This is a genomic window from Streptomyces sp. NPDC001717 (assembly GCF_042892775.1).
In the GTDB taxonomy this organism is placed as follows: Bacteria; Actinomycetota; Actinomycetes; order Streptomycetales; family Streptomycetaceae; genus Streptomyces.
On record NZ_JBIAUK010000022.1, the window covers coordinates 119,556 to 141,229 of the forward strand.

20 protein-coding genes, 1 tRNA gene and 1 pseudogene are annotated in these 21,674 nt (G+C 71.4%); 6 read left to right on the plus strand and 16 right to left on the minus strand.

Going from position 1 to position 21,674, the window contains the following annotated elements; translation table 11 throughout:
• Positions 1 to 44 precede the first annotated feature (44 nt).
• The 8 genes from ACFYZL_RS28590 to ACFYZL_RS28625 form a co-directional block, all read right to left on the minus strand.
• A complete protein-coding gene (locus tag ACFYZL_RS28590; RefSeq protein WP_384587537.1) occupies positions 45 to 578 on the minus strand; it encodes a SigE family RNA polymerase sigma factor in 534 nt (177 codons plus the stop codon).
• Between the two features lie 286 nt (positions 579 to 864).
• On the minus strand, positions 865 to 2,031 hold the full coding sequence (locus ACFYZL_RS28595) for a lipid-transfer protein (RefSeq protein WP_388682842.1): 1,167 nt from the start codon (positions 2,029 to 2,031) through the stop codon (positions 865 to 867).
• Positions 2,028 to 2,411, minus strand: a complete 384-nt coding sequence (locus ACFYZL_RS28600) for a MaoC family dehydratase (RefSeq protein ID WP_384746039.1) — start codon at positions 2,409 to 2,411, stop codon at positions 2,028 to 2,030. The genes ACFYZL_RS28595 and ACFYZL_RS28600 overlap by 4 nt, the downstream gene beginning before the upstream one ends.
• Before the next feature lie 18 nt (positions 2,412 to 2,429).
• Positions 2,430 to 3,455, minus strand: coding sequence for an acyl-CoA dehydrogenase family protein (locus ACFYZL_RS28605; RefSeq protein WP_384746009.1), 1,026 nt, complete (start codon positions 3,453 to 3,455; stop codon positions 2,430 to 2,432).
• Positions 3,455 to 4,387 carry a bifunctional MaoC family dehydratase N-terminal/OB-fold nucleic acid binding domain-containing protein gene (locus ACFYZL_RS28610; RefSeq protein WP_384746008.1) on the minus strand — a complete coding sequence of 311 codons (933 nt, stop codon included), beginning with the start codon at positions 4,385 to 4,387 and terminating at the stop codon, positions 3,455 to 3,457. The genes ACFYZL_RS28605 and ACFYZL_RS28610 overlap by 1 nt, the downstream gene beginning before the upstream one ends.
• Entirely contained in the window at positions 4,384 to 5,535 is a 1,152-nt protein-coding gene (locus ACFYZL_RS28615) for an acyl-CoA dehydrogenase family protein (RefSeq protein ID WP_388682846.1), read from the minus strand. The genes ACFYZL_RS28610 and ACFYZL_RS28615 overlap by 4 nt, the downstream gene beginning before the upstream one ends.
• A gap of 191 nt (positions 5,536 to 5,726) precedes the next feature.
• On the minus strand, positions 5,727 to 6,032 hold the full coding sequence (locus ACFYZL_RS28620; RefSeq protein WP_384746006.1) for a hypothetical protein: 306 nt from the start codon (positions 6,030 to 6,032) through the stop codon (positions 5,727 to 5,729).
• Between the two features lie 401 nt (positions 6,033 to 6,433).
• Positions 6,434 to 6,859, minus strand: coding sequence for a DUF6344 domain-containing protein (locus ACFYZL_RS28625; protein WP_388682849.1), 426 nt, complete (start codon positions 6,857 to 6,859; stop codon positions 6,434 to 6,436).
• A gap of 190 nt (positions 6,860 to 7,049) precedes the next feature.
• Here ACFYZL_RS28625 and ACFYZL_RS28630 point away from each other — a divergent pair, with 190 nt between their 5' ends.
• Positions 7,050 to 7,658: a hypothetical protein gene (locus ACFYZL_RS28630; RefSeq protein ID WP_384746004.1), complete on the plus strand. Its 609-nt coding sequence runs from the start codon at positions 7,050 to 7,052 to the stop codon at positions 7,656 to 7,658.
• A gap of 84 nt (positions 7,659 to 7,742) precedes the next feature.
• On the opposite strand, the gene ACFYZL_RS28635 is transcribed toward ACFYZL_RS28630, so the two are convergent.
• The 6 genes from ACFYZL_RS28635 to ACFYZL_RS28660 form a co-directional block, all read right to left on the minus strand.
• Positions 7,743 to 7,830, minus strand: a tRNA-Ser gene (locus ACFYZL_RS28635).
• Between the two features lie 108 nt (positions 7,831 to 7,938).
• Complete coding sequence (locus ACFYZL_RS28640) at positions 7,939 to 8,889, minus strand: trypsin-like serine peptidase (protein ID WP_384746003.1); 951 nt, start codon at positions 8,887 to 8,889, stop codon at positions 7,939 to 7,941.
• Between the two features lie 184 nt (positions 8,890 to 9,073).
• Positions 9,074 to 10,120 (minus strand): YeiH family protein, encoded by a 1,047-nt coding sequence (locus ACFYZL_RS28645; RefSeq protein WP_388682854.1) that lies wholly within the window; start codon positions 10,118 to 10,120, stop codon positions 9,074 to 9,076.
• Positions 10,120 to 10,668, minus strand: coding sequence for a cysteine dioxygenase (locus ACFYZL_RS28650; protein WP_384746001.1), 549 nt, complete (start codon positions 10,666 to 10,668; stop codon positions 10,120 to 10,122). Before ACFYZL_RS28650 ends, ACFYZL_RS28645 begins: the two co-directional genes overlap by 1 nt.
• A 90-nt stretch (positions 10,669 to 10,758) precedes the next feature.
• The gene (locus ACFYZL_RS28655) at positions 10,759 to 11,664 is read right to left on the minus strand and encodes a LysR substrate-binding domain-containing protein (RefSeq protein ID WP_384746000.1); all 906 of its coding nucleotides are present in this window, start codon (positions 11,662 to 11,664) and stop codon (positions 10,759 to 10,761) included.
• A 113-nt stretch (positions 11,665 to 11,777) separates the two neighbouring features.
• Complete coding sequence (locus ACFYZL_RS28660) at positions 11,778 to 13,382, minus strand: S1C family serine protease (protein WP_388682857.1); 1,605 nt, start codon at positions 13,380 to 13,382, stop codon at positions 11,778 to 11,780.
• A gap of 237 nt (positions 13,383 to 13,619) precedes the next feature.
• Here ACFYZL_RS28660 and ACFYZL_RS28665 point away from each other — a divergent pair, with 237 nt between their 5' ends.
• The 3 genes and pseudogenes from ACFYZL_RS28665 to ACFYZL_RS28675 all read left to right on the plus strand — a co-directional run bounded on the left by ACFYZL_RS28665 (position 13,620) and on the right by ACFYZL_RS28675 (position 16,343).
• Positions 13,620 to 14,420 (plus strand): glycerophosphodiester phosphodiesterase, encoded by an 801-nt coding sequence (locus tag ACFYZL_RS28665; RefSeq protein WP_388682860.1) that lies wholly within the window; start codon positions 13,620 to 13,622, stop codon positions 14,418 to 14,420.
• 85 nt (positions 14,421 to 14,505) lie between these two features.
• A pseudogene (locus ACFYZL_RS28670) lies at positions 14,506 to 15,107 on the plus strand (ATP-binding protein).
• A gap of 261 nt (positions 15,108 to 15,368) precedes the next feature.
• Positions 15,369 to 16,343, plus strand: a complete 975-nt coding sequence (locus ACFYZL_RS28675) for a DUF5926 family protein (protein WP_384745997.1) — start codon at positions 15,369 to 15,371, stop codon at positions 16,341 to 16,343.
• A gap of 191 nt (positions 16,344 to 16,534) precedes the next feature.
• On the opposite strand, the gene ACFYZL_RS28680 is transcribed toward ACFYZL_RS28675, so the two are convergent.
• Together ACFYZL_RS28680 and ACFYZL_RS28685 are read right to left on the minus strand one after the other, a co-directional pair.
• Positions 16,535 to 17,128, minus strand: coding sequence for a hypothetical protein (locus ACFYZL_RS28680; RefSeq protein WP_388682863.1), 594 nt, complete (start codon positions 17,126 to 17,128; stop codon positions 16,535 to 16,537).
• 90 nt (positions 17,129 to 17,218) lie between these two features.
• On the minus strand, positions 17,219 to 17,920 hold the full coding sequence (locus ACFYZL_RS28685; protein ID WP_388682866.1) for a bifunctional DNA primase/polymerase: 702 nt from the start codon (positions 17,918 to 17,920) through the stop codon (positions 17,219 to 17,221).
• 386 nt (positions 17,921 to 18,306) lie between these two features.
• Here ACFYZL_RS28685 and ACFYZL_RS28690 point away from each other — a divergent pair, with 386 nt between their 5' ends.
• Both ACFYZL_RS28690 and ACFYZL_RS28695 read left to right on the plus strand, forming a co-directional pair.
• The gene (locus ACFYZL_RS28690; RefSeq protein ID WP_384745994.1) at positions 18,307 to 19,866 is read left to right on the plus strand and encodes a PP2C family protein-serine/threonine phosphatase; all 1,560 of its coding nucleotides are present in this window, start codon (positions 18,307 to 18,309) and stop codon (positions 19,864 to 19,866) included.
• 180 nt (positions 19,867 to 20,046) lie between these two features.
• Entirely contained in the window at positions 20,047 to 21,513 is a 1,467-nt protein-coding gene (locus tag ACFYZL_RS28695; RefSeq protein WP_388682869.1) for an aminopeptidase P family protein, read from the plus strand.
• Positions 21,514 to 21,674: the final 161 nt, after the last annotated feature.

Genomic DNA, 21,674 nt, shown 5'->3' on the forward strand with positions numbered 1-21,674 from the left:
GTTTCACGTGAAACACGGCCGGACCGAGGGCGGCGACCACGGTGTCAGCGGACCGTGGTGAGCTCCGGGTCCTCGCGCAGCTTGCCCAGCGCCCGGGAGACGGCGCTCTTGACCGTGCCGACCGAAACCCCGAGGAGCTCGGCGGTCTGCACCTCGCTGAGGTCCTCGTAGTAGCGCAGTACGACCATGGCCCGCTGCCGGTCGGGCAGCCGGGTCACCGCGCGCCACATCGCGTCCCGCAGGGCCTGCGCCTCCGCGGGGTCGGCGGCCGGGACGTCCTCGGTCTCGGGGAGCTCGTCGCAGCAGAACTCGTCCACCTTGCGCTTGCGCCACTGGGAGGTGCGGGTGTTGACCAGGGCGCGCCGGACGTAGCCGTCCAGCGCGCGGTGGTCCTCGATGCGGTCCCAGGCCATGTACGTCTTGGCCAGGGCCGTCTGGAGCAGGTCCTCGGCGTCGCACGGATTGGCGGTGAGGGAGCGCGCCGTGCGCATCAGGACCGTGCCGCGGGTCCGGACGTACGCCGAGAACGACGGGTACGGCGTCGGGTTCGAGGCGAGCGTGCACACAGGCGTGGTCATGTGTCCACGCTAGGAGCGCCCGCCCGTCATGGGATCGGCCGCAAGTGCCGAAGCGGGGTCCGTCTCAGGTTGTAGGAGTGGGGAAAGCCCCACCTCCTGAAGGTGGAGGAGGTGGGGCCCAACCGGCACGAATCCGTCAGACCTGAGCGCCGAGCCGTCGGCGGTGGGATTCGGACCGTCGGCCGTCGGCGGCGGCTTCGGACCGTCGGTCATCGGCGGCCGGTTCGGACCGTCGGTCATCGGCGGCCGGTTCGGACCGTCGGTCATCGGCGGCCGGTTCGGACCGTCAGCCGTCGGCTCCCAGGATCAGCCCGGAGGTCGGTACCCCGGTCCCGGCCGTGACGAGGACGTGTTCCGCCCCCGCCACCTGGTTCACCGAGGTGCCGCGCAGCTGGCGGACGGCCTCGGCGATGCCGTTCATGCCGTGCAGGTACGCCTCCCCGAGCTGGCCGCCGTGGGTGTTGATCGGCAGCGCGTCCGCGGCCACGAAGTCCGCGGCCTCGCCGGGCTTGCAGAAGCCGAACTCCTCCAGCTGCATCAGCACGAAGGGGGTGAAGTGGTCGTAGAGGATCCCGACGTCGATGTCCGAGGGCCGCAGCCCGCTGGTGCGCCACAGCTGGCGCGCGACCACGTCCATCTCCGGCAGCCCGGTCAGGTCGTCGCGGTAGAAGGAGGTCATGCCCTCCTGCCGGCGTCCGGCGCCCTGCGCGGCGGCGGTGATCACCGCGGGCGCGTGCCGCAGGTCCCTGGCCCGCTCGGGCGTGGTGACGACGACGGCCTGCCCGCCGTCCGTCTCCTGGCAGCAGTCCAGCAGCCGCAGTGGCTCGACGATCCAGCGCGACGCGGCGTGGTCGGCGAGGGTGATGGGCTTGCCGTGGAAGTAGGCGGCGGGGTTGTTCGCGGCGTGCCGGCGATCGGTCACCGCGACGTGCCCGAAGGCCTCGGGGGTGAGGTTGTGGGCGTGCAGGTAGCGCTGGGCGGTCATGGCCACCCAGGAGGCGGGGGTCAGCAGCCCCCAGGGCAGCGACCAGCCGAGCGCGGCGCCCTCCGCCGAGGGTTCGCGCTGCTGGACGCCGGAGCCGAAGCGGCGTCCGGAGCGCTCGTTGAAGGCCCGGTAGCAGACCACGACCTCGGCGACCCCGGTGGCGACGGCGAGGGCGGCCTGCTGGACGGTGGCGCAGGCCGCGCCACCGCCGTAGTGGATGCGGGAGAAGAAGGACAGGTCTCCGATGCCGGCCGCCTGCGCGACGGTGATCTCGGGGCTGGTGTCCATCGTGAAGGTGACCATGCCGTCGACGTCGGCCGGGGTGAGCCCGGCGTCCTCGAGGGCGTTGTGCACGGCCTCGACGGCGAGCTTGAGCTCGCTGCGGCCCGAGTCCTTGGAGAACTCGGTCGCTCCGATGCCGGCGATGGCGGCCTTGCCGCCGAGCTCGTCGCGGGTGCGGACGCTCATGCCGGCACCTCCGCGGTGACCGTCCCCGACACGTGCCGGCCGATGCCGTTGGCTCCGAGGACACGGATCTCGACGGTGTTCCCGGAGACGGCGGTGACGGTGCCCGTGAGCGTCATCGTGTCCCCCGGGTAGTTGGGGGCGCCGAGGCGGATGGCCACCTTGCGCAGGACGGCCCGCGGCCCGAGGTGGTCGGTGACGTACCGGCCGACCAGGCCGTTCGTGGTCAGGATGTTCATGAAGATGTCCGGTGAGCCCTTCTCCTGGGCCAGCGCCGCGTCGTGGTGCACGTCCTGGTAGTCACGGGAGGCGATCGCGCCCGCGACGATCAGGGTGCGGGTGACCGGGATCTCCAGCGGTGGCAGTTCCTCGCCGACTCTCATGGCGACGGTTCCCATGACTCAGCCCTCCTGCGCCAGCACGGCGCCCAGTTCGGCCAGCAGCTCGCTGCCGCAGCCCAGGTACGCGTCCAGCTGGCGCCCCCAGAGGAAGTGCCGGTGGACGGGATGGTCCAGGTCGGCGCCCATGCCGCCGTGCAGGTGCTGGCCCGCGTGCACGACGCGTTTGCCCGCCTCCGAGGCCCACCAGGCCGCCGTCAGCGCGTGTTCGCGCGCCGGAAGGCCCTGGTCGATGCGCCAGGCCGCCTCGTACGCGGTGACCCGGATGGCCTCGGTGTCCATGTGGGCGTCGGCCGCACGCAGCAGGACCGCCTGGTTGGTGGAGAGCGGGCGGCCGAACTGCTCTCGGGTGGAGGTGTACTCCACGGCCCGGGCGAGCGAGCCCGCGCAGACGCCCGCCTGGAGTCCGGCGAAGGCCGTCCGGGCGGCGTCGAGGGTCGCTTCGTACGCGTCCTCGCCCCCGAGGCGCTCGCCCTCGGCCCCCGTCAGCGTCAATCGGCCCGCCGACCAGGGGGCGGTGGTCTCCACCGGTGAGGTGCTCACCCCGGGGGCGTCCGTCCGTACGAGCCACAGGGCCCGGTCCGCGTCCGGGACCAGTACGTGGGTGGCGTCGCGCAGCCAGGGCACGGCCGGGGCGGTTCCGGTGAGCCGCCCGTCCTCGGAGGTGATCCGGCCGCGCGCCGGAAAGGCCCCGGTGGCGACCGCCTCGCCGGTGCCGAGGGCGGGAAGCAGGCGGGCGCGTTGCTCGGCGGTGCCGTGCGCAGCCACCGGGAGGATGCCGTACGCGCAGGTGGCGGCGTACGGGACCTGCGCGGTGGTGCGGCCCTGCTCCTCCAGGAGCAGGACCAGTCCGAGCAGGCCGACCTCCTCGACTGCGGCGGTCATTCCGGCCGTGGTGAGGGCCTTCCAGAGCTCGGCGTCGCTGCCGGTGCCGGCGGCCCCGAGGCGTTCGTGGGTGGCGAGGTCGCCGAATATCCGGGCGGCGAGGCCGGCCGCGGCGGCCTGCTCTTCGGTGGGGTGGAAGTCCATCAGCCTTCACTCCCGCGGAAGACGGGGAGTTCGAGGCCGTCGTCGACGCGCAGGAACTCCAGCCGGACCGGCATTCCGATGCGGACCTTGTCGTACGGGACACCGGTGATGTTGCTGATCATGCGGACCCCTTCGGCGAGTTCGACGAGCGCGACCGCGTACGGAGGGTCGAAGGCGGGGAAGGGCGGGTGGTGCATGACCACGTACGAGAAGACGGTGCCGGAGCCGGAGGCCTCGACGGTGTCCCAGTCCTGGCTCGCACAGGCGTTGCAGCCGGGCAGCCACGGGAAGCGAAGGGTTTCGCAGGAGGTGCAGCGCTGGATCAGGAGCCGGTGCTCCCGGACCCCGTCCCAGAATCCCTGGTTGTCGCGGTTGACCACCGGCCGGGGGCGCAGGGCCGGGGCCTTCTTCTTCGCCGGGGTGCCGGCGGGCGCGTACTTGAGGATCCGGAAGCGGTGGGTGCCCGCGGTCTCCCCGTTGGCGTGGACGTCCATGCGCGTGGTCACGAAGTGGCCGGTGCCCAGCTTGGTCGTCTTGCGCGGGGACACGGACTCGATGACGGCGTCGAAGGTGATGGTGTCCCCGGGGCGCAGCGGGCGCAGGTACTCCTGCTCGCAGTCGGTGGCGACCACCGAGGTGAAACCGGCGCCGTCGAGGAGGGCGAAGAGGTCGTCGTAGCAGGAGGAGCGGTCGGAGTGGCCGGAGAGCCCGCCCATGGTCCAGGCCTGGAGCATGGTGGGCGGCGCGATGGCGGCCGGGCCGGTGTAGGCCGGGTTGGCGTCTCCCATCGCCTCGCACCAGTGGCGGATCATCGGCTCGTTGACCGGGTCCTTGCCCCGGCCCGCGGTGGCGGCCGGCTGCCCTTCGAAGGCCGCCAGCAGCGCGTGGAACCGGGCCGCCTCCCCGTCCGTGTCGGCCGCCTGCGCCGTCATCGCTTCCTCCCCTTCATGCCGAGCCGCATCATGGCGACGATCTCCCGCTGGACCTCACTGACTCCGCCGCCGAAGGTGTTGATCTGCGCGGCCCGGTTCATCCGCTCCAGCTCACCGCCCGCGAAGGCCCCGGGGCCCCGTACGAGCGCTTCCTCGCCGACCACTTCCTGGCACATCCGGTACACCTCGACGGTGGACTCGGTGCCGAGGAACTTCACTCCGCTCGCGTCGCCGGGGGCCAGGGTGCCCGCGCCCACGTCCTGGACGAGGCGCCAGTTCAGGAGGCGTACGGCGGCCAGTCGCGCGTGCGCCTCGGCGAGCCGGGACTGCACCCAGGGCAGGTCCGCAGGCCGCTCGCCGGTGACCGGGTCGGGGGTGCGGGCGTGGTCGAGCGCGTACGTGTAGAAGTCCTCGGCCTGCATGCCGATGGCGGCGAGGGCCACGCGCTCGTGGTTGAGCTGGTTGGTGATCAGGCCCCAGCCGCCGTGCTCGGGGCCGACGAGGTTGCCGGCGGGCACGCGGACGGAGTCGTAGTACGTCGCCGTGGTGGTGAGCCCGCCGACGGTCTCGATGGGGGTCCAGGAGAACCCGGGGTCGTCCGTGGGCACCAGGATGATCGAGATGCCCTTGTGCTTGGGGGCCTCGGGGTCGGTGCGGCAGGCGAGCCAGATCCAATCCGCGTTCTGGGCGTTGGAGGTGAAGATCTTCTGCCCGTCGATCACCCAGTCGTCACCGTCGCGGACGGCCCGGGTGCGCAGTGAGGCGAGGTCGGTGCCCGCCTCCGGCTCGGAGTAGCCGATGGCGAAGACGATCTCGCCCTTGAGGATGCGGGGCAGGAAGTATTCCTTCTGCTCCCGGGTCCCGTACTTCATCAGGGTCGGGCCGACGGTGTTGAGCGTGACCATGGAGACGGGCGCGCCGGCCCGGTAGGCCTCGTCGAAGAAGACGAACTGCTCGTCGGGGCCGCGGCCCTGGCCTCCGTATTCGACGGGCCAGCCGAGGCCGAGCAGGTCGTCGGCGCCTATGCGGCGCAGCAGTGCGCGCTGAAGGGCCGGGTCCTCCGGGACCCCGTCCGGCAGCAGGTCCTGGAAGTACTCCCGCAGTTCGGCGCGGAGCCGCAACTGGCCTTCGGTCGGGGCGAGGTGCACGGCGCTGGCCTCCCGGCATCACAACATCGAGTGAACCTGACTGTCCGTCAGATTCACTGCCGGTGTCAAGGTCGGAAGGCGAGCCGCTGCGACACTCGCGGGAAGACGCACGCGAGGGCGCCCGCACTACCGGACCCCAGCCGGTCCGGTCGCACGGGCGCCCTCAACAGTCGGTGCGGCTCAGGCCGCGGCTACCACCAGGGGTGGAAGTTGACCGCCACGTTGGACTGGTGGATCGCGGTGAAGGCCGAGCCGTTGACCTGCGCGGTGTTGTTCTGGTTGGACGCTCCGGAGCCGGTAGCCACCTGCTGCGAGGTGGAGGAGTTGCCGTTGTTGTTGCCACCGACACCGCTGCCGATGACGCCGGCGACGCTCGCATTCGATCCGTCGTTCGCGAGGGCGCCGTTGTCGGCCGAGGCCACGCCGCCGAAGAGGGCGACGGCGAGCGGGAGAGCGGCGACGGCGGCGATGACGCGGGCGGTACGGATGCTTGCCATGTGTGAATCCTCCAGAAAACCGAAGTGGACTTCATCCCAAGGCAGTTGGCCGACCGCCTCGGTCGTTCCGTGTGGTGACGACGTCGCGAGACCAGAGTTGCCCACCGAATCCCCGGCGAACCACCCCGGAGTCTGCGATTCCCCCGCAAGCATGACCAACTCCGGATAAACCCAATTCGCGCCCCCTGCGCCGCAGGTCAGCACACCGGAACCCGCCGAAACCCTTGCCGCACAAGGGATGAAGCGTTCAGCCAAAAAAGGCCGCCGAGACATGCCGAAAAGGGCCGCGCCGTCCGGGAACCCCACCGTCTCCCGGCCCTGCGGCCCTGCAATACCAAGATTCACGCCCCCTGCACGCCCCCGGCGCCCGCCGGGGTGACTGCGCCGTACCGGATACCTCTCTACGCCGCGAGCGCGAGCCCGTCGCGGGCCGAAGGGACGACAGGCGCGGCAGCGGATACGGCGAGGGATGCCGCAGATGCGGCAGCGGGTGCGAACGTGGCAGCGCGTGCGACAGCAAAAGCGGCACCCATGGCAGCGGCGGTGGTGGACCGGCGAACGGACGGGGACTTGCCGTGCGCCTCGGCGCGGATCCGCTGCTTGATGGTCGGCGGGAGGGAACCGCCCCGCATCATCGCCCGCCAGCTCAGCGGGGCCTGGACGCCCGCCCGGCGCACGGTGCCGGCCTCGGCGGCCGGGGCGGCGGGAGCAGCGGCGGAGGCGAGGGCCGGGGCGGCCTTGCCGACGAGCCCGAGGGAGGCGAGGAGCGCCACGAGGGCGGCGAGGACGGAGGTCCAGATCGACGAGATGACGCTGCGCTGAGCCATGACGGGTTCCCTCATTTCGCGATGTTCCGACGGGCGGATCTGCATACATTCGTCATGATGCGGATGCAACCGCACGACTCCCACCACGCACGCCGATCTTCTGACAAACACCACCCAAAAGGCCCACCGCTACCCTCCGGCCCGGAATTCCTGTCGCGCCCCCGGCCCCTGCCTCGCACAATTCGGGGGCATGGGAACAGACATAAGCGGGTTCATCGAGTGCCGGTGGGACCGATGGCTGGACGAGGACGACCGCCAGTGGCACGCGGCCGTCGACATCATGCACCTCTACAACGGCCGCTCCTACCGTGCCTTCGGTGCCCTCTTCGGCATGCGCAACGACGCCTTCCGCCCGCTCGCCCCCTACCGCGACCTGCCCCCGGACGCGTCGAAGGAGACCCGCGCCCACTTCGAGGACTGGGGATACGGCCAGTCCTGGATCACCTGGGCGGAACTGTCGGCGGCCGACTGGGACGAGCCCGCACTCGAACCCAACGACGGCATCCACGAGCACCGCCGCAACTCCATGGGCCACTGGGAGCTGTACAACGACAACATCAGCCTTGACCGCTTCGCCGAGCTCTCCAGCAGCACCGACCCACACGCTCTGTACGAAGCGAGCCGCGGCTACCCCGAAGGCACCGAGTGGCACGACGGCGACGTGCTCTTCCGCACCGGCCGCCTACGGCGGAAGGACGCCGTACTGGAAAACGAGTGGGAGCCCATCTGGTCGGTCATGCGCACCCTGGCGGCCATCCACGGCGACGAGGCCGTCCGCCTGGTCGTCTGCTTCGGCTGAACCCGCCGACGACCCGCGCCGAGAGCGAACGAAGGGGCGCCCCTGCCGGGGCACCCCTTCTGATCAGCGCGTTGTCTGACCTGGTGGCGGTGGGTGTGGGATTTGAACCCACGGTGACTCGCGCCACGACGGTTTTCAAGACCGTTCCCTTAGGCCGCTCGGGCAACCCACCCTCGCCCCTGCCGATCAGCGGCGGAGCGGGCACCAGAGTACCGGCTGTCAGGGGTGTCGGGGGCGGCGTTGTCGGCGGGGGCCGTCCGAGGCCGGGTCGATCCGCCGGTCAGGACGTCTGGGCCTTGTCGTAGGCCGCCTTGGCCTCATTGCCGAAGTACGGGCCGTACATGCGGTTCGGCAGGAAGTTGTAGCCGAAGCTGTTCACCGAGACCTGCGTACCCAGGCCGGTGGCCTCGTTGAAGTCCTGGAACCAGGGGCCGCCGCTGGAGCCGCCGGTCATGTTGCAGGACAGGCTGTGGTCCTTGGTGAGCAGGAAGTCCTTGCCGCTGTTGCCGCTGCAGTAGACCAGCTTCGTGCCGTCGTACGGGGCGGCCGCGGGGAACCCGAACGAGTACATCTTCTTGTTGTAGCCACCGTTGAAGAGGATGCCCTGGGCTCCGACGACCTGGCTGAGGGTCTGACCGTTCTGCGGGGCGACCACCGCCAGGCCGACGTCCATGTTCATGTCCTCGCTCGCGGCCCACTGGTCGGTGGCGAAGGTCTTGGTGGCCGACCACTGGCCGTAGGGCGCGTTGCCGTTGTTGTACGCGGGGACGAAGACCCAGTTCGTGTGCCAGGCGCCCTGGTACTTCACGCAGTGGCCGGCCGTGATGACCGTGCTGCCGTTGGCGCTGGTGATCGAGTCACCCGAGCAGGAGGCGGTCCGGTCCCCCATGGTGAAGAAGACCCGGCCGGAGGTCTTCACGACCGCGCCGCCGGCCGTCCAGGCGCCGCCCGCCTGCGGGAACGCCGTGGGTGAGGCGGAGGCGGAGGTCGGTGCGATGCTCGTGGGGGCGGCCGCGGTGGCGACGGGCGTGCGGGCCTTGCCGGGGGCCGCCGTGATGTCCAGCGGTGTGGCCGCCCGCATCCGTTCGGCGGTCCAGAAGCCCTCGGTGTGCTGCTGGCGGAAGGACGCGGGGCCGTCCGCCGCGACCGAGGGGGTGGCGGCCGTCAGGACACCGGTGATCAGGGCGCCCGTCGAGAGCAGGACCGATAAGGCCGTTCGATGACGATTCACGCATGACTCCTTCTGCCGTGCCCGAGAGCGGGGTGGCCGCCGGGGCAGGGTGGGGGTGAAGAGCGGTCGGTGCGGATCGGTTGTTCGAGTTGCCGGGAGGAGGGTGGCACGGGCGGGTCGCAATGTCAGCGGGCAGTCGGAACGTCCGGTCGGTTCCGGCCAGGAAATGGCCAACTCCCTGCCGTTACACGGTGAGGAGCACCCCGCCGTACGAGACCCCGGCGACCACCAGCCACGCCCCCAGCCCCAGGACCGCGGCCCGCCCACCGGTCCGGGCCAGTGTCGGCAGGTGCACCGCCGTCCCCAGACCGAACAGGGCCGCCGCGAGCAGGACCTCCTGTGCCGTGTGCGCCCAGTCCAGGGCCGCCTCCGGCAGCACGCCGGTCGCACGCAGCGCGGCCGCCGCCAGGAAGCCGGCCACGAACAGCGGCACCGGGGCCGGCCGGCGCCCCGAGGACGTACGCACCCCGCGCCGCCGGGCCCGTACGGAGAAGGCCACGGCCGCCACCAGCGGCGCGAGCAGCGCCACCCGCATCAGCTTGACCAGCACCGCCTCGCCGAGGGCCCCCGGGCCGGCGGTCTGAGCGGTGGCCACGACCTGGCCGACGTCGTGGACGCTCGCGCCGACCCACCTGCCGAAGGCGGGGTCCGAGAGCCCCAACGGCCCTTGGAGCAAAGGCAGGACGGCGATCGCGAGGGTTCCGCACAGGGTGACCAGGGCCACCGATGCGGCCACGTCCTCCTCGTCGCTGCCCGACACCTCGCTCACCGCTCCGATCGCCGAGGCCCCGCAGATCGAGTAGCCGGTGGCGATCAACAGCGGCTGGTCACCGGGGAGTCCGAGGCGCCGGCCCAGCCAGACGGTGCCGAAGAAAGTGGCCGCGACCACACCGGCCACCATCGCGACGGTCCCCCAGCCCAGCCTCAGCACCTGGTCCAGCCCCAGACCGAGCCCGAGCAGGACGATGCCGATGCGCATGAGACGACGACCGGCCAGGGACAGACCCGGGCGGGCGGTTCCCCGCGCGAAGGACCGCAGCCCGGGGAGATGGGCCACCGCGATGCCCAGCACCACGGACGCGGTCAGCATGGGCACGACGGGCAGAAGACGATGCACGCACCAGGCGGCCAACGCTCCGCCCGCAGCCATCGCCAACCCGGGCCAGGGAGTGGACGTTTCACGTGAAACATGCCCGACCGCCACCCGCTGAGGGCGGTGAAGGAGAGCCATCAGTCGACCGGGAGCTGGTAGACGCGGCGGATGCTGGTGCCCAGCCGGGACACGTCGGCTCCGTACACGTGCAGGGATATCGCCTTCGTGGCACAGGAGTTGCGCACCTTGTGGATGTCACCGGGCGGCGCGAACCCGCAGACCTCACCCGGCCCGTTGACCACGTCCTCGGTGGCCACCAGGCGCGCGGGACCGGCACCCGGCGCCAGCCGGAAGCGGCGCTCGCTCTCCTCGCCCTGGTGCACCCCGGCCACGCACCACGACACGTGGTCGTGGATGCAGGTCTCCTGACCAGGCAGCCACACCAGCGCCACCACCGAGAAGCTGCCGTCGGCCTCGGCGTGCAGGATGTGCTGCCGGTACCGCTCCGGGTCGCCCTCGCACTGCGCGGGGGTCAGGAGGTCGGCGGCGCCCAGATGCGGGGCCACCCGCTCGCCGACCAGGTAGGCGGTCAGGTCCGGGGCCAGCCCCCGCTCGACGACCGTGCGGATCTCGCTGACGAGGGCGGCCATCCTCGTGGTGGTGCGGGCCGGCGTGGTGGTGGTCATGCTGGCAGCGTCCTGCCGCCGATCCATCACGTCCAACGACAGTTTCGACCCGAAATCCCAAGTGCTGCTTATGGGTTGGGCGGGGTCGGGTCAGCAGCCCACCCGGTTCGCCGCCACCTGCTTGAGTGCGTCGAGGACCACGGCCGTCGCCGGGATGCGCAGGTGATCCCGGTACACGTAGGCGGAGATGTGGCGGCGTGCGGCCGGCTCCAGCGCCCGCCCACAGACCTTGCTGAGCGAGAGGGAGGGCAGGACCAGCGCGGGCATCATCGCCACGCCCAGGCCCTGGGCGACCAGGCTCTGCACCACCAGGTTGTCGTCGGTCGCGAAGCGGACGTCCGGTACGAAGCCCAGCTCCGCGCACTCGTGCAGCAGGTTGGCCCGGCAGCGCGGACAGCCCGCGATCCAACGCTCCTCTGCGAGGTCGGCCAGGTGCACGGCCCTGCGCCGGGCCAGCGGATGCCCGGTGGGAAGCAGCACGGTCAGCTGGTCCTCCAGCAGCCTGACCTCGGTCACCTCCTCCGGTACGTCCTCGTGCAGCCCGGGATAGGTGAAGGCCAGGGTGATGTCGCACTCCCCGCGCTCCAGTCGGCGCAGCGACTCCGGCGGCTCCCCCTCCAGAAGCTCGACCTGCACGCCGGGGTGGTCCTTGGCCAGCCCGCTCAGGGCCTCCGGGACCAGGGTGGCGTTGGCGCTGGGGAAGCCGCAGAGCCGTACGCGCCCGGTGCGCAGCCGCGCGTACGCCTTCAGCTGGGCCTCGGCGGCTGAGAGACTGCCGAGGATCGTCTCCGCGTGCCGGGACAGGGACTCGCCGGCTTCGGTGAGCTGCATCCTGCGGCCGACGCGGGTGAACAGCGGGGTTCCGACGGCGCGTTCCAGCGCCTTCATCTGCTGGGTGATGGCGGGCTGGGTGTACCCCAGGACGCGCGCGGCCGCCGAGTAGGAACCGGAGGCGACCACCTGGTGGAACGTCCGTATGTGCCGGGAATCGAACACCAGCGAAGCATAAGCGGACATTGGGAGGGGTCGTAGGCGGAATTCCGCCTACGACCCCTCTCCATCAGGCCCATCGGGCCGTTGCCGCGACTGCGGCAGCGGGGCCCTCCGGCCTACTTGTCGCCGACCCGCGAGCCGAGCGTGATGTCCACCGTGGTCGGCTTGCCGCCGCGCAGGTAGGTGAGCTTCACGGTGTCGCCGGGCTTGTACGTCCAGATCATGCTGATCAGGGTCGGACCGCTGTCGACCGGCTTGCCACCGAACTCGGTGATGATGTCGCCGGGCTTGAGGCCCGCCTTGCCGGCCGGGCCGTTCGGGTCGACGAGCTCGTTGGCGGCTGCGCCCTGCTCGGAGATCTTCGCGCCCTCGGCCTTGGCCTGGAGGTCCACGGAGACCGAGATCACCGGGTAGACCGGCTTGCCCGTCTTGATCAGGGACTCGGCAACGTTCTTCGCCTGGTTGATCGGGATGGCGAAGCCGAGGCCGATGGAACCGGCCTGGCCACCGCCGAAGCCGCCGTTGCCGGCCGACTGGATGGCGGAGTTGATGCCGATGACGGCGCCACGCCCGTCGAGCAGCGGACCGCCGGAGTTGCCCGGGTTGATCGAGGCGTCGGTCTGGAGCGCGCTCATGTACGAGTTCTTGCCACCGGAGCCGTCACCGGAGGCGACGGGGCGGTTCTTGGCGCTGACGATGCCGGTGGTGACCGTGTTCGACAGGCCGAAGGGCGCGCCGATCGCGATCGTCGGGTCGCCGACCGCGACGTTCTCGGAGTCGCCGAGCGCCAGCGGCTTGAGGCCGGCCGGCGGGTTCTTCAACTTGAGGACGGCCACGTCGTAGCCCTGGGCCCGGCCGACGACCTCGGCCTCGTACTTCTTGCCGTCGGAGAAGGTCGCGGAGAGCTTGCCGCCGTTGGCGGCGGAGGCCACCACGTGGTTGTTCGTGAGGATGTGGCCCTGCTGGTCGTAGACGAAGCCGGTGCCCGTGCCGCCCTCGCCGTCGCCGGCGGAGGCCTCGATGGTGACGACGCTGGGCAGCGCGGCGGCGGCCAGGCCCGCGATCGAACCGGCCTCGCGCTTGACGTCCTTGGGGGTGTTGCCGGCGGAGATCGTGGTCGAGCCGGTGCCGTTGTTGCTGCGGTCCGCGGCCCAGTAGCCGACGCCGCCGCCGATGCCGCCCGCGATGAGGGCCGCCACCAGCACGCCCGCGATCAGGCCGCCCCTGCCCTTGGGCTTGCCCTGCGGGGTGCCGTCCGCGATCGGGGGAGCACCCCAGCCGCCGTGGCCGCCCTGGCCGCCGCCCATGCCGTACGCGGGCACGGTCGGCGGCGCCGGCGGCCAGACCTCGGCGCCGTGCGCGGCCGGGGCGGGGGCCGCGGGGGCCTGCTCGTAGCCCGGGGCGGGGGCGGCGGGGGCCTGGCCGTAGCCCGGGGCTGGCTGCGCCGGAGCCCCGGCCGGCGGGGTGGGCGGAAGCTGCTGGGTGTGCTCGGTGCCCGGCGCGGGGGCGGTGGGCGGAAGCTGCTGGGTCACCGGCTCGGCGGCGGGCACGGCCGTGGGAGTCTCCGGGACGGGCTGGGTGGCCGGGGCCACCGGCGGCGCGTCGGCGGGCCGGGGGGCCGCCACGGACTCCGCCGCCTGGGTCTCGGAGGCCTGAGCAGGTGGTGCGGACGGCGCCGCGGGCTGCTTGGGGGCCGCGGTGCCCTCGTTCTCGGTGCTCACAGCGCTCTCTCCTCGTCACACACGGCTTCAGAAATCTTCGGCACATCTCGTGTCAGTCGGTCCGACTGAACGTTCGACTGGCCACACAAGTTCCTGGGCAAAGCCTTTCCCATCACCCGTCAGAGCACTGTAAGCCGGACCTGTGCGTCTCTCCCCATTCTTTATATCCGACATTTCGGATGCATTCGCAGGACCGGACCTCGACGCCCGGGGCTCCCGCGGTGGCACCATGACCCGGTGACCCATGCAACGCCGCACCCCATCCAGGTCGTCGCCCACCGGGGAGCCTCGGAGGACGCCCCCGAGCACACGCTGGCCGCCTACCGCAGGGCCATCGACGACGGCGCGGACGCCCTCGAATGCGACGTCCGACTGACCGCCGACGGCCATCTGGTCCTGGTGCACGACCGCCGGGTGAACCGCACCTCCAACGGCCGCGGCGCCGTCTCCGCCCTGGAACTCGCCGACCTCGCCGCCCTAGACTTCGGCTCCTGGAAGGACCGCGAGGAGTCCCCCGACTGGGACGCGGACCCCGAGCGGACCTCCGTCCTCACCCTGGAGCGGCTCCTGGAACTCGTTTCCGACGCCGGCCGACCCGTCCAGCTGGCGATCGAGACGAAACACCCGACCCGCTGGGCCGGACAGGTGGAGGAGCGCCTCCTCTTCCTCCTCAAGCGCTTCGGCCTGGACACCCCGCCCTCCGAGGGGCCGCACCCGGTCCGCGTCATGAGCTTCTCGGCACGCTCCCTGCACCGGGTGCGGGCGGCGGCCCCGACGATCCCGACCGTGTACCTGATGCAGTTCATCTCGCCCCGCATGCGGGACGGGCGGCTGCCGGCCGGCGTCCACATCGCGGGTCCGGGGATGCGGATCGTGCGCAACCACCCCGCCTACATCCGCAAGCTGCAGAGCGCGGGCCATTCCGTACACGTATGGACAGTGAACGATCCCGGAGACGTTCAGCTCTGCGCTGATCTCGGTGTGGAAGCAATCATCACGAACAGACCCCGTCAGGTTCTGTCCCAACTGGGCCGCTGACGTCCCCATTTGCCCACTCGCCACCCGGACCCCATCCGTAACAGGGTGTGCACCGGCGCATCCGCTCCGCATTCGGCCGGTGCGAATGCGTCAGAGGGCCCCGCTCCGGCGGTTTCCGGTCCAGGCCATTGGGGCATCCAGACCATGCGTGGGGCTAAGGAGGTTCCGGGGGTGGCGTTGGTGGTGGCACAGGAAGTGCCCACGTCGTCGTACATGGATGTACGCCATGGTCCTGCGGGCGTGGGCGAGGCGAGACACCGGATGCGTGAGCAACTGCGCATCAGCGGGGTGTCCGAATCGGTCGTGGACGATGCCGTACTGATCCTTTCCGAACTGCTCAGCAACGCATGCCGACACGGCAGGCCGCTGGGCTCACGGGAAGTCGGGGACGGGGAGATACGCGCCGCATGGCGCTTCGACACGGCGGGGCGACTGACGGTCGAGGTCACGGACGGGGGCGGTCCCACTCGCCCCGTTCCGGCCACGCCCTCGGTCACCGCGCGCGGCGGCCGGGGGCTGAACATCATCAGCGCCCTCGCCCAGGACTGGGGTGTCCGGGACGGAGCGGCGGGTGAGGTCACCGTGTGGGTGATCGTTGCCTGTGGGCCCCGGCACGATGATTTCGCTACGCGCGTTGCGGCCCCGGCGATCGACTTCGGTACCGCCTTCGACGATCTCGATCTCTGAAGGCGCCACACGGCACGACACACAGCACGGCACACGATCAACGGACGACACGACACGAAGCAACACGACAACAGCTCGACACAACCGAAAACCAACAGAACACCGCTCGACGACAACTGGACCACGCGGGAAGAGACAAGCGGCCGTCCGGGAGCGCACGCCGACCGTGCTCCCGGCCGCACCCACCGGTTCCGGCGGTACGAACGGCTAGGCTCGCGCCCAGACACGACGCCGTACCGCCGCAACCGGGAGACACCCACGATGGCCAAGAAGCGCCCCGCAGCCAAGACTGCAAAGCCGCAGCTCGACAACGGCGAAATCCCCGTGGTGGGCGCCCGCGAGCCCTGCCCCTGCGGATCCGGGCGCCGCTACAAGGCATGCCACGGCGCAGCCGCCGCGCATGCCGTCACCGAACACGTACGGCGCCCCTTCGAAGGCCTGCCGGGCGAGTGCGACTGGGTCGCTCTGCGCGAACTCGTGCCCGCGGCCACCGTGCCGCTGACACTCAAGGGCGGGCTGCCCGAGGGCGTTCCCTCCGTGACGCTGGTGACCGTACTGCCCATGGCCTGGCCGGCCCTGCGCCGCGAGGACGGTTCCGTCCTCCTCGGCCTGCAGAACGAATCCTCCAGCGGGGACCTCGGCCGCGATCTGGCCGACACCCTGGAGCGCGCGCTCGCCGCCGACCCGGGCACTCCCGTGGCGGCCCGCCGGGTTCCCGCCGAGGGTCCGCGACTTCAGGATCTCCTGGACACCGACGGCGGTTTCGAGCCGGTTGTCCACACCGGCTTCGAATTCTGGATTCCGGAGTCGGAGAGCGCTCAGAACGCCTCCCCGGAGATCGCCGCCTCGCTGGAGCGCGCCAACGCCGCGGCCATTCCCACCGTCAAGCTGACCGGTGTGGACGCGGCCTACTGGTGCGAGACTCCGGACAAGAACCACCTGCGCTGGGTCATGCCGCACGCCGAGGAGAAGCTGCTCGACGCCCTCGCGCGGCTGACCGCGGCCGGCACCTCCTCGCTCGGCGAGGGCACGAAGCTCGTCGGATCCTTCCGCGCGCACGGCCTGATGGTCCCCGTCTGGGACCTGCCCACCGGCGTCACGGCGGAGGACGTGGAGAAGCCCGCGGCGGAGTTCGCGGAGCGGCTGGCCGGGGCCCTGGCCACGGACGCACCGCTGACCGCGGAGGAGCGCCGCGCCCGCGGCGGGCTCACCAACCGTCAGGTGACCCTCAGCTGAGGCTCCCCCCGCCCGCGCCCCCGCGCGGATCCGGTGACAGGAGTCACAACTCCCGCTAATCGTCTGCAAATCGGTGTCTGAATATCGGAGATCGAATTTGCGAACAGGCGATCTCTTGTTACCGTTCTTGTAGCCCGGTCGCTGGTGCATCCCCCGTCGCCAGCGACCGGGCCCTTGTTTTTAGGCGGTGCTCAACCGTCAGCCGGTGCCGGTGAGTTGCTCCCGGACCGCAGCAACAGCCGCCCTTCGTCATCCGGAATCGCAAATTCCGCAACGGCCGAGTAGTTGTCCGGCGTCCCCGAAGAAGCTTCCCTCGGCGTCTCGCACAGCCCCGGTTCGTCCCCCGCACCGACCACGCACCGGATCTGCACGGTGCGTCCCGCCGGACCCATCACCGTCAGCACGGCATCCAGTGCACGACCACTTGTGTTCCGGTAGTAACTACGACCCCACGTCTGCCCCTCGCCCACCAGGACGCAGGTCTGCGCCTCCACCCCGTGCGGCGAGGACAGTTCGGGACCGCAGCGCGCGTCGGAACGCGGTGCGACGGACGGTCCGGACTGCTGCCCGGCGGCACCGGGTGCCGCGTCGCGCGGGGCCCCCGCGGAAGACCCGTGAGAACGGGGAGACCCCTTCGATGAGTCCGAAAGGCCCAGCGTCGAGAACAGGCCGCCGCCTTTTCCGTCGTCCTGACCGGCAGAATCCGGCCCGGCGATCGCCCCCGCGAGCGGGAGGGACAGGATGATCAACACACCGGCGCCGATACCGATCAGGCGGAGATTCATTCGCCGAAGATAGCGACGCGGGAATGGGGCCCGGAGATCCCCGCGCCCAATTCCCGTGGAAACCCGTCCCGCCGGCACCCGTACGAGTGATCAGTACGCAAGTCTGCTGCCGCCGCCGGGCGCACCGCTGCTCGCCTCGACCAGCGCGTCCACGACCGCCTCGACTTCCGGCAGCCACAGGTCCCTCTCCGCGCCCGGCTCCCGCTCCCAGCGCACCCGTCCACCGTTGGACGCGGCCGAGGGCGGCAGCAGCAAGTACCCGCCCTCGCCGTGGAAACGCAGCGAGGAGGGCACGTGGTCCTTGGCGTAGAGCAGTTCGCCGAGCCGTTCCAGCGAATACGGCGCCACCAACACCGACCAACGCGTCTGCGTGGCCACGACCGGCCCCAGCCGCAGCCCTTGCGCGTCCAGCCGTACGAGCGCACGCGCCGCGGCGCCGGCCGGCAGGCTCACCGCGCAGGGGGCGGTACCGCCCGTGGCCAGGAGCACGGGAGCGGCGGGTCGCCGCGCCCACCACCAGGCCACCATCCGGGGGTCGGTGGTGGCGGCGAGCAACCCGGGGTCGAAGGGGTGCGCGCCGGGAACGACACAGTCGGGATCGGGGCAGGCACAGCGTGAACCGTCCGCGGCGGACCGGCCGACGCCGGGCAGGACGGGCCACTGCCGGACGGTGGCGCAGTGGAGCGCCGCGTCGAGGAGGGCCGTCGGGGCGGCGGTCCGTCCGGGGTCGGGTCGCAGGGATCGAAAGCGGTCGCGGAGCCGCTGGAGACGCCTTCCGAGGATCTCGCGCATGAGCGCTCGTTCCTTTCCGTTGAACGTCGAGGGCCACATCACACCACGTAACGGGTGTCTCACCACACGTACACGTTTCGCGTCACTGTCCACCAGAAGCAGGTTCACACGGCTCGTGCAGTCGTCTTACGGGTCCATCAAACGTCCGGCGGGCGTGGAGCGCGACCCGCGCCGGCACCGAGACCGGCTGCCGCCGCTAAGGACGGCGACCCGCGCCGGGCGGTTCCAACTGGCCCCGGGCGCTACCGGTTACGTACCCGGACCCCTCGCCGGGCCCGTCCAGTCGATCGTAAAAACCGTCCGGTTCCAGCTTTTTCCAGCCAAGTTCTAGCCTTGGCCGGACAGTGAGTTGCCGTCCCACGGACACCAGGATTCCCACCTGGGCAATGCTGGACATGGATCCGTGTGTGCGTGTAGATGTGGATTCCTTGATGGCGACGCAGCACGATCTGGGGGTTTGCGATGCTATATGGCGAATCGCACCAGGTGGAAAGGCGGACGCCGTGAACGCTCCGCATCTGCCGAAAGTGGCTGGAATCGATCCAGCAGTTACCGCGTCACCGCACACTGCTGCGCCGACACCCGCGCGGACCACCCCCGCCCAGGCAGCGCCGCCCGCCGCGGCCGCCCCGAGCAGCCTCATCCAGGACCGGCTCGCGGGCATGGTCTCGGACCTCACCACCCTCCACGAACTCACCGAGCGCCTCGCCCGCACCAGCGGCCTCGACGCCTCGCTCCACGAGTTCCTGAGGGCCGGCGCCTCCCTCGTCGGAGCCCGCCGCGGACTGGTCGTCCTGGAGCCCTCCGACGGACTCGGCCCCACCACCACGATCGGCCTCGGCCTCGGCCACGCCGACCTCGGCCACATCGAGACCGTGCCGCGCAGCGCGACCTCGTACGGGCGCATCCTCGACGGGCTGCCGGACGCCCACGGCGGCTCCGAGGTGCTCCCCGAACCGGACGCGCCCGCCGGCACCGGAGGCTTCGCCACCCCCCTCGACCCCCGTCACCGCGAGGTCGCCGCCCGCCTCGGATACGCCGCCAGCTACGCGCTGCCGCTGACCGCCGAGGCGACCGGCCTCCTCGGAGCGGCCGTCTGGCTCTACGACGAGCAGGCCGAGCCGAACGACCGCCAACGCGACCTCGTCGGGCTCTACGTGCGGCACGCCGCCGAGCACCTGGCCCGGATGCTGGACGTCGAGCGCTCCCGCTCCCGCCTGGCCACCGTGGCCGAGGAACTGCTGCCCAGCCGGCTGCCCCGGATCCCCGGCGTCCAGCTCGCGGCCCGCCACCACACGGGACCGCTCGGCGGAGGCGACTGGTACGACGCCCTGCCGCTGCCCGAAGGCGCCCTCGGACTGGCCGTCGGCTCCGTCACCGGCTCCGGGCCGAGCGCCATCGCCGCCATGGGACGCCTGCGCGCATCCCTGCGCGCGTACGCCGTCATGGAGGGCGAGGACCCGGTCGCGGTCCTGTCCGACCTGGAGCTGCTGCTGCGACTGACCGAGCCCGCACGCTCGGCGACCGCGCTCTTCGCGTACTGCGAGCCCGCGGGCGGACCCGGCGGGGGCCAACCGAGCAAGATCATCCTGGCAGGTGCCGGGCACACCCCGCCGCTCCTCATCGGCGAGCGCCGCACCGAGTACGTCGAGACCTCGCTCTCCGCACCGCTCGGCATGCTCTCCTGCTGGGAGGCGCCGAGCGTGGAGATCGAGCCCGCCGCCGGAGAAACGGTGCTGCTGTACACGGACGGGCTGCTGCGCCGCACCGGTGACCCGATGGACCGGGCCTATGCCCGGCTGCAGGCGGCCGCCGCCGGGGCCCCCCGGATCGCCCGGGAGGATCCGGGAGCGATCTGCGACCACATCCTGCGGACCCTGCTGCCCGGCACGGAGCTCGAGGACGCACCCGAGGACGTCGTACTGCTCGCCGCGCGCTTCGAATGATCCGGCGCGCTGCGTGGCGGACGCCCCCGCCGACCGCACCGAATGTCGACATTTGTGAGCATTGGGCAATTTGCTCCTATTTGTGCGATATGGCACAGAGTCTCCGGGGGCCTTCCGCTCACACATACGATGGATGGGGTCCACACCCAGGTCCGTGTCTGTCGTAGCTGAGGAGAAGACGTGGCTGACGAGCTCACCCCGGAGACCCCGGAAGAAGAGCAGCCCAAGAAGACGCACAAGCAGCGCAAGAACGGTCTGTACCCGGGCGTCAGCGACGAACTCGCCGAGAGCATGCGCACCGGCTGGGCCGACACCGAGCTGCACGGGCTGGAGCCCATCGCCCAGGCCGCGCACACCGCCGCCCGCCGCGCCGCGCTGTCCGCCCGCTTCCCCGGCGACCGCCTCGTCGTCCCCGCAGGCCGCCTGAAGACCCGCTCGAACGACACGGAGTACCCCTTCCGTGCCTCGACCGAGTACGCCTACCTCACCGGCGACCAGACCGAGAACGGCGTCCTCGTCCTGGAGCCCTCGGGGGAGACCGGGCACACCGCCACGATCTACCTGCTGCCCCGCTCCAACCGCGAGAACGGCGAGTTCTGGCTCTCCGGCCAGGGCGAGCTGTGGGTCGGCCGACGCCACTCGCTCGCCGAGGCCGAGCAGCTCCTGGGCATCCCGGCCAAGGACGTGCGCGAGCTCGCCGAGGCCCTGACCGAGGCCGAGGGCCCGGTCCGGGGCGTACGCGGCCACGACGCCATCATCGAGTCCGCCCTCACCGACAAGGTGACCAAGGAGCGCGACGAGGAACTGCGCGTGTACCTCTCCGAGGCCCGCGCCGTGAAGGACGAGTTCGAGATCGGCGAGCTGCAGAAGGCCGTCGACTCCACCGTCCGCGGCTTCGAGGACGTCGTGAAGGTCCTCGACAAGGCCGAGGCCACCTCCGAGCGCTACATCGAGGGCACCTTCTTCCTGCGCGCCCGCGTCGAGGGCAACGACGTCGGCTACGGCTCCATCTGCGCCGCCGGCCCGCACGCCTGCACCCTGCACTGGGTCCGCAACGACGGCGACGTCCGCTCCGGCGACCTGCTGCTGCTCGACGCCGGCGTGGAGACCCACTCCCTCTACACCGCCGACGTCACGCGCACGCTGCCGATCAACGGCACGTACACCGACATCCAGCGCAAGATCTACGACGCGGTCTACGAGTCCCAGGAAGCCGGCATCGCCGCCGTCAAGCCGGGCGCGAAGTTCCGCGACTTCCACGACGCCTCCCAGCACGTACTGGCCGAGAAGCTCGTCGAGTGGGGTCTGCTGGAGGGCCCGGTCGAGCGCGTCCTGGAGCTCGGCCTGCAGCGCCGCTGGACCCTGCACGGCACCGGCCACATGCTCGGCATGGACGTCCACGACTGCGCCGCCGCGCGCACCGAGGCCTACGTCGACGGCACGCTGGAGCCGGGCATGTGCCTGACCGTCGAGCCCGGCCTGTACTTCCAGGCCGACGACCTGACCGTGCCCGAGGAGTACCGCGGCATCGGCGTCCGGATCGAGGACGACATCCTGGTCACCGAGGACGGCAACCGGAACCTGTCGGCCGGGCTGCCCCGCGCCTCGGTCGAGGTCGAGGCCTGGATGGCGCGCCTCAAGGGCTGACGCCCCGTTTCATCCGTGCCGGTGGGGGGGGCCCCCCACGGGGGGGCCCCCCCCCCCCCCGCCCCCGCCGCCCCCCCCCGGGGGCCCGGCGCGGGCCACCTCTGGCCCCCAGGCGTGGGGACCCTGTGGCCCGGGGCGTGGCGCCCCCTCACCCCCATGTG